We start from the raw sequence: 7108 nt of genomic DNA, 5'->3' as shown, positions 1-7108 counted from the left end.
AAACCGATAGGTTTGATGACCCAAGAATCCCCCACTTCAAGCGTTAGCTAAGTGGTGGGAGTGTTCAATAATGGGGACGGGCAGTTAAGTTTAGCGGATACAGATGTTTTTTTGTACGCATTTTTTAACAAGAACATATGTTTGTTTTTTCCTTTTCTTTTGAGCAAATATTTTGTATGATAAAAGAGACGTGAATGATAGAGGAGGAGTTTGGATGTATCGACAAGTGGATGATTTTTTAAAGGAATGGGCAGTGGCTGTGAAAGGGACATTGCAAGTATTACAAGCCGTAACAGATGACAAATTAGGACAAAGTATTTTTGAAGGGCATAGTACACTAGGTTGGTTAGGCTGGCATTTAGTAGAAACAACAGGTTATTTTAGTCATTTAGCAGGTTTAACTGTACCAATGATTGGTCAAGATGAACCAGTTCCAGCGACAGCAAGAGAAATTGTAGCAGCCTACGAAAAAGCAGCAGAGGCGGTCAAGGAAGAGGTAGCCAAGCTATCAAATGAGGACTTGCTAACAGAAACAGGCTTAGAAAGTCTTGCAACAAAAGGTTCATTATTACGTTTCTTAATTGACCACCAAACACATCACCGCGGCCAAATGATGGTGCTATTACGTCAAGCAGGCTTACCAGTACCGCCTGTGATGGGTCCAACAAAAGAAATGCAATAACGAATAGATGTCTTCCTTGGTAGTGGCTCCTCAAAGTTAGAGTGTTTAATATGCGGCTGATTGGTTGGTTTGAGTTCGGTATTGCATTGGACGCAACCAGCCAATAAAAAGTACAAGAAACACCCTCAGCGAGTACGTGAACAAATTCCCCTTCACGCCTTCGTTTTTATTTTCCCCTCCATCTTCAACTATACTAAACTAGAGGTAGGTGCAAACATGATCCAATTAACAAACCGCCAGGCACGGCAATTTCTGTTGTTGAAGCATGGACTTTTGGGCGAATATAAATTTAGTGAGAAGCAGGGCGTATTGGACTTTGCTCGGCAGGTCAGCTGCATTCAATACGATCCCATCGATGTTTGCGGAAAAAACGCCGAATTGGTGCTACAGTCGCGAATCAAGGGATTTACCAAGGGAATGCTCGCCGAGTTGCTGTATGAGGATAGAAGCCTTGTCGATTATCCCGACAAGAACCTGGCCATTATCTCTGTCGAGGACTGGCCGTATTTTGAGCGATACAGGCAAGCCGCCCGACAACATGCCGAACGCTATCCCGAAATGGAAGCGTTGACAGCGAAAGTACGGGCTCATATCCAAAATCACGGTGCACTAAGTTCGGATGATTTAAAATTGGATGGAGATTTCTCTTGGCAATCGGCCATCCACTGGAGCGGTGGAAACAATTCATCTAGATCGGTGCTGGAACAGATGTATTCGACGGGTGAGTTGATTATCCATCATAAAAAAGGAACGCGTAAATATTACGATATAGCCAAGAAGTACATACAGCCAAATCTGTTGAATGCATCAGAGCCGCTGGAGGATGAGCTTGAGCATCATAAGTGGCGGGTACTGCGTCGAATCGGCTCTGTTGGTCTCTTATGGAATCGTGCGTCAGATGCATGGCTGAATATATGGGGGTTGAAAGCAGCACAGCGCACCGAGGTTTTTCGCCAGCTATTACACGAAGCTCGCATTGTTGCTGTTGCCGTGGAACAAATGAAGGATATGCTGTACTGCCTCGCGGAGGATTTACTGCTTATTGAAGCCGTTCTGCAAAATCAGGAGTCGAAATTGCGTTGCGAGCTTATTGCCCCTCTAGATAATTTGATATGGGACAGAAAACTTATCAACGAATTGTTTGGCTTCGATTACACCTGGGAGATTTACACGCCTGCAATCAAACGAAAATTCGGCTATTATGTGCTGCCTCTATTATATGGAGAAAGCTTCATTGGACGAGCCGAGATAATCGTGGAGCGAAAAACTGGAACGCTCGTTCTTAAAAACATCTGGTACGAGAACGGTGTGAAGCAAACAACGCAATTGCGAACAGCCTTGAACAGTTGTTTCCAAAAGTTTGCGATATTCAACGGGTGTGAGACGATTTCGGCAGAGTCTATGAACTGATATTTCCTGTATTTGTATAGGGATAATAAAGTTGTTTACTTTTGAAGCAGGCCTGTTGATTACCAAATTATGTAACACAAATAACCCCACCGGGGGTCGTATATCTCAATAATTTGTTGAATGGCTACATCCCATTCAACAGGGGGGAGTTTCAGGTTAAATAAACGTGTAAATCGAGCAAATGAAAAAATTGCATGGTTGGCAACTACTGAATTCGTAGTGTCAAACAACCATTTTAGCAGGACATAGACGATTAAAGCTACAAACAGCTGACCATACACGGCATTCTCTGTTGTACCGAACAAAGTAGGAATGTGTGAACTACACGCCACCTCTTAGGTGGCGTGTAGTTCACTTGAATCATCGTGGAAGAAGAAGTACACGGATCGGGGAATACGAAAGATTTTGTCCAAATATTCGGAGGAAGCTGGCCTTGTACAAAACTTATCGCCGCACAAGCTGCGACATTTTCTGCTGACTTGGCTCAAAAAGCAGGGCATCGATGACGCACTCATACAACCGTATTCCGGTCATGAAAGCCGGAAGTCTTTGGAAATCTATTCAAAGCTTGCAATTACCGATGCCTAGCAGGAATATAACGAGGCTATCAATAGATTTCCCATTTAATTACATATACTTTGCCCTTGGTGACAGCTACGCTGGTACTGCCCCTTATAGAGCAGCCACATGCACGTGAAACAGTAATACGCTAGACCGTGTCTATCTTTTTGGATACCAATCGATGATCTGTTTTCTTATCATGTGTAACATAGCTGTGCAGAACCATACCGAGGATAACTACGAACATATCCAGCCATGATAGAAGTGACGGAATTGGTATGGATAAAAAGATCAGTTCCCCCATTAATGCGAACAACACTTCCAGAGATTGTGTTGCTTCAACCGTCGCCAGCTTTTGCATATTTCCGCGAACCTGATCCGTTGCTTTAAAAAATAGAACCGTCGCGATTACTCCTGAAAACACAGCCACCAGAGCAGACTGTATTGTCTGATCCATGCTTGGCATTCCCGCACTGAACACCCCGTATAGCGAAAGCAGTAACCAAAAGGGCAAACTGGCTAAAGTCATCCCTAGCACACGTTGATAGGCATCTAACCGTCCTGCACAAACCTCCATCATTTTGCGATTACCTAATGGATATGCGAAGGAGGCAATGATGACCGGCAGGAAGCCGAACAAAAAATCTTGTGTAGGAATGGATTGTGCCTGCTTGACTTGCATGAGGAGGATCCCAACTAAAATAATCAGAGAGATCATGAGTCCTTGAATGGGGATTTTTCCGCGCACCTTTACTGGACCGTTCTCCGTTTGTACAACCTCCGTAAATAATGGGACAAGCAGAGAACCGGAAATAATGGTAATTTGCCAAGTACCCGCAATCAACCAACCCGGCGAATAAGCCGATGCGAAGCATAATGGAGCATAAAATAAGCCAAATCCAATGAAGCTCCACAACAGCCACGTTCCCGGCCGTTCCTTCATAACTTTCCAAAGAGGCTTGAGCTTATGCTGGCTCATAACAATGACGAGTAAAATAGGAACCATAAACACATACCGCAATGAAGCACTCCAAATCCAGCTCCCGCCAGACAGTTCCATAGAACGATTAAGAACAAATGTAAAAGCAAAAAAGAAAGCAGCCAACACACCTAGCCAAATGGATCGCAACACATTCACCTTATTCTTTAAATATCGTTTTACCCATCATAATAACTTTTGATCGTTCATTTCAAGCGATTTTTCATCGTTGACAAGGCAAAAGGGATGGTGTATATTACTGAATGCCAAAGTTAATAGTAATTATTACGATTTAAAATATGAACACGACAAACAGAATTGCAAAGGGAGCATACCGCCAATGAATAAGAAAGCAATACCGGTAACCGTGCTGAGCGGATATTTGGGCGCAGGGAAAACGACAATTTTGAATCATGTGTTAAACAATCGGGACGGAATGATAGTGGCAGTGATTGTCAATGACATGAGTGAAGTAAATATAGATGCCGAGTTGGTAAAAAAAGAGGGAGGCTTGTCCAGAACAGAAGAAAAACTGGTTGAGCTGTCTAATGGCTGCATATGCTGTACATTGCGTGAGGATTTATTGCTGGAGGTTAAGAAGCTGGCCGAACAGGGCGAGTTTGATTATATTTTAATTGAATCGACAGGAATTAGCGAGCCTGTGCCCATCGCTCAAACCTTTACGTACGCCGATGAAGCAACGGGCATTGATTTGACCTCCTTGGCAAAACTGGATTGCATGGTGACCGTGGTCGATGCGAACCGCTTCTGGCATGATTTTGAATCAGGGGAATCGCTGCTGGATCGTAAGCAGGCTACTGGAGAAGATGACATGCGTGATATCTCGGACCTGCTGATTGACCAGATTGAAACGTGCGATGTACTGATTCTGAACAAATGCGATCTCGTTCAGCCTGCCGAGCTGGACAAGCTGGAGGGTGTACTGCGCAGATTGCAGCCTGAAGCCAGAATCATTCGTACGTCCAAGGGACAGATCGCTCCTTCGGACATTTTGAATACCGGACTTTTTGATTTTGACAAGTCCAGTCAATCCGCTGGATGGATTCGAGAGCTGGAGTTAGATAGTCATACCCCGGAAACGGACGAATATGGTATTCACTCCTTTGTGTATCGCCGCAGAAGACCGTTTCATCCTGCCAGACTGGCTGATTTTATGAGCTACTGGCCAGAGGAGGTCGTGCGCGCCAAAGGTTTGGCCTGGATTGCGACACCTCAGGATTGGGCGGCGAGCATTAGCCAGGCAGGTCCATCCATTCAGTTTGGACCGGCAGGAACCTGGCTTGCGGCGTTGTCGGAAGAAGAGCGGCAGGAAATTGTTGCAGCCGACCCTGAAGCCTTGGACAATTGGGATGAGCAATGGGGCGACCGCATGAACGAAATTGTCATGATCGGTATTGGGATGAATGTATCAGAACTGGAAGAAGAACTGGATAAATGTCTTTTGAACGATACGGAGATGAGCATGGATTGGTCTGACTTTGAAAATCCCCTCCCGTGGCCAGATGTGCAATAATTTTTCCTCTCTGGTTTTAAGCAGGATGGATATACATTAACGAATAGCTGCTAGTGAATCCATTCAGCAATGAAGTTCATACACTTTTTGGTGGCCGGAGCCATGTTCTTTAAAGAGGCAGCAGCGATACCAATCGAACGTGAATATGGCCCATCCAAGGGCCGAATACAAATTTCTGCACCATAGCCATAATGGCATGATCATCTCCCAGTTCATATTTGATTTTCGGTGAAAGCTTGTGCTCTGAAAAAATTCTCCGTACATCGGCGTCGCAGCCGGGAGCAGGCATAATGAAGGGTATCATATATATTCATTTTTTTATCTCAGTTTTGTGGTTATAATCGAACTTGAGAAAAATGCTGATAACCATTTAACCTTTAATTTCTGGGAGGTACCCATGAGTTCAATTGCAAAAACACCACAGCCCCCTTATTATGCTGCTATTTTTACTTCTGAACGTACGGAAGGAGATGGTGGATACGGAGTGATGGGAGACAAAATGGTGGAGCTGGCTGCCAAGCAGCCTGGTTTTTTAGGTGTGGAAAGTTTACTCAACGCCTGGAAGCAAGCGCGCCGAGACAAGGAAAACCACCGGGATTAGGTTGGCTGCCTTGCAATCCGGTGGTTTTTCGGTCATTTGATTGAAAACGCCGTGGTCGCCCACCGGCCTTTGTTAAGAGTCACGATGCTCGATACATCGTGGCTTTTTTTATTTTACGCTTCGTATACTTTTATTATACCACAATAGGAACAACTGGGAACAGTAATTTCCCGATCTATATTGCAGCAAGAAAAAGAAAAAAAGGCGGCCTACACAGGGCTGCCTTTTTTCTGTATATAATGCGGAACGCGGCAGCTCTCTCCGATCCGGACGAGATCCGCGCAGCGCTATAGCGCCCGCCGGCGCAGTTCCCACACCCAGGACGGTGGAGGTCATCCTTGTGTCTACTCCACCGGAGCTTGATTATTTACAATTTTTGACTTGATAAATGTATATAAATATCACTTAAGTCATTTTATATCATAATTATGATCGTTATGTGGGGAGAGTAATAGTTTTGCATAAGGATTGGGGGGTTGCTGACTGAACATAGTGATGTAACTTCTTAGTCTGATACATGCGATTGTACTGATTAATGAGTTCGTCCAAAATTATAGATTGCTCAAGTACGCATGCATGTCCGAATCCATACAGTTCGTAAAGATCATGCAATTGTTGTCTGGCACTTTCCATCTGTTTAGTTAAGGATTCATCTATGTTCATACCTTCACTACCCCCTATTTATTTTCATTTTAGGGGTAAATGACCAATTACAATATGGTCGTTTTTTATCAAAAGTATAAAAAAAAAAGACCAGCATAAAAGCTGGTCAATAAGGGTATTAATTGAGTGCCTTGTATCACATTCCACCAATGTGATCTTGTAGTGTTATGCCAGAAATCGGATTCTGAGCTGGTACTACGAATACCAGTAAGCAGCTAACCGTCACTAAGATTAAAGCCATCTTTCTGATCATTTCTTTCCCACAAGTCATACCGAGCCAGTATTTCAGGAGCTGCATACGCTTTGTAACGTTCAAACAAGCCAATACAATTGGCAATAAGTATTCCGTGATTAATTGTAACAGCTTTTTCAAAAGCGTTTATTAAGCATTCGAAACCATATGGATATCTACCTTTATTTAGACTGTATTTAGCCATTTTATACCAAAAACGAACGTATTCTTCCGGTAAAACTTGTTGGGTATACATGTCAGAAGATGATGGCTCCTGATAAGCTGCAATCTGCGGCTCAAAACGTTGGAGAATATGGTCCACATCCACATTATATCGGTTGGCTACTTCGATGATATTCAGAAGTTCTGCGAAGATTTCTTTTTCACCAGCCATGTACTCTACGTAGTCCGGTAGTACACTGATATCTCCAGACATAATCCTATTT

The 7108-nt window shown here is 43.7% G+C and carries 6 protein-coding genes and 3 pseudogenes; 5 read left to right on the top strand and 4 right to left on the bottom strand.

Going from position 1 to position 7108, the window contains the following annotated elements; translation table 11 throughout:
* Positions 1–214 precede the first annotated feature (214 nt).
* The 3 genes from JO375_RS14785 (at position 215) to JO375_RS14775 (ending at position 2680) form a co-directional block, all read left to right on the top strand.
* Positions 215–682: a DinB family protein gene (locus tag JO375_RS14785; protein ID WP_074095139.1), complete on the top strand. Its 468-nt coding sequence runs from the start codon at positions 215–217 to the stop codon at positions 680–682.
* 216 nt (positions 683–898) lie between these two features.
* Positions 899–2092, top strand: a complete 1194-nt coding sequence (locus JO375_RS14780; protein WP_229525179.1) for a winged helix-turn-helix domain-containing protein — start codon at positions 899–901, stop codon at positions 2090–2092.
* A 339-nt stretch (positions 2093–2431) separates the two neighbouring features.
* Positions 2432–2680, top strand: coding sequence for a site-specific integrase (locus JO375_RS14775; RefSeq protein ID WP_229525178.1), 249 nt, complete (start codon positions 2432–2434; stop codon positions 2678–2680).
* A gap of 121 nt (positions 2681–2801) precedes the next feature.
* On the opposite strand, the gene JO375_RS14770 is transcribed toward JO375_RS14775, so the two are convergent.
* Entirely contained in the window at positions 2802–3782 is a 981-nt protein-coding gene (locus JO375_RS14770) for a DMT family transporter (RefSeq protein ID WP_229525177.1), read from the bottom strand.
* Positions 3783–3972: 190 nt separating this feature from the next.
* Between JO375_RS14770 and JO375_RS14765 the strand changes: the two genes are divergently transcribed.
* Positions 3973–5166, top strand: a complete 1194-nt coding sequence (locus JO375_RS14765) for a GTP-binding protein (RefSeq protein WP_229525176.1) — start codon at positions 3973–3975, stop codon at positions 5164–5166.
* A 50-nt stretch (positions 5167–5216) separates the two neighbouring features.
* Here the strand turns inward: JO375_RS14765 and JO375_RS14760 are convergent.
* Positions 5217–5464, bottom strand: a pseudogene (locus tag JO375_RS14760) (LysR family transcriptional regulator substrate-binding protein); the annotation flags it as partial.
* A gap of 99 nt (positions 5465–5563) precedes the next feature.
* Here JO375_RS14760 and JO375_RS14755 point away from each other — a divergent pair.
* Positions 5564–5722, top strand: a pseudogene (locus tag JO375_RS14755) (antibiotic biosynthesis monooxygenase family protein); the annotation flags it as partial.
* A gap of 480 nt (positions 5723–6202) precedes the next feature.
* Here JO375_RS14755 and JO375_RS14750 read toward each other — a convergent pair.
* Positions 6203–6400, bottom strand: a complete 198-nt coding sequence (locus JO375_RS14750) for an aspartyl-phosphate phosphatase Spo0E family protein (protein ID WP_229525188.1) — start codon at positions 6398–6400, stop codon at positions 6203–6205.
* A 245-nt stretch (positions 6401–6645) separates the two neighbouring features.
* Positions 6646–7108: pseudogene (locus tag JO375_RS14745) on the bottom strand (transcriptional regulator); the annotation flags it as partial.

This window comes from Paenibacillus farraposensis (genome assembly GCF_020736845.1).
Taxonomy (GTDB): Bacteria; Bacillota; Bacilli; order Paenibacillales; family Paenibacillaceae; genus Paenibacillus; species Paenibacillus farraposensis.
This window is presented reverse-complemented; position numbering and strand designations above follow the sequence as displayed.

Bases quoted from the DNA above. Each gene is read 5' to 3' on its own strand.
- JO375_RS14785 (WP_074095139.1), top strand. From the start codon at position 215: ATGTATCGACAAGTGGATGATTTTTTAAAGGAATGGGCAGTGGCTGTG.
- JO375_RS14780 (WP_229525179.1), top strand. From the start codon at position 899: ATGATCCAATTAACAAACCGCCAGGCACGGCAATTTCTGTTGTTGAAG.
- JO375_RS14765 (WP_229525176.1), top strand. From the start codon at position 3,973: ATGAATAAGAAAGCAATACCGGTAACCGTGCTGAGCGGATATTTGGGC.
- JO375_RS14750 (WP_229525188.1), bottom strand. From the start codon at position 6,400: ATGGAAAGTGCCAGACAACAATTGCATGATCTTTACGAACTGTATGGA.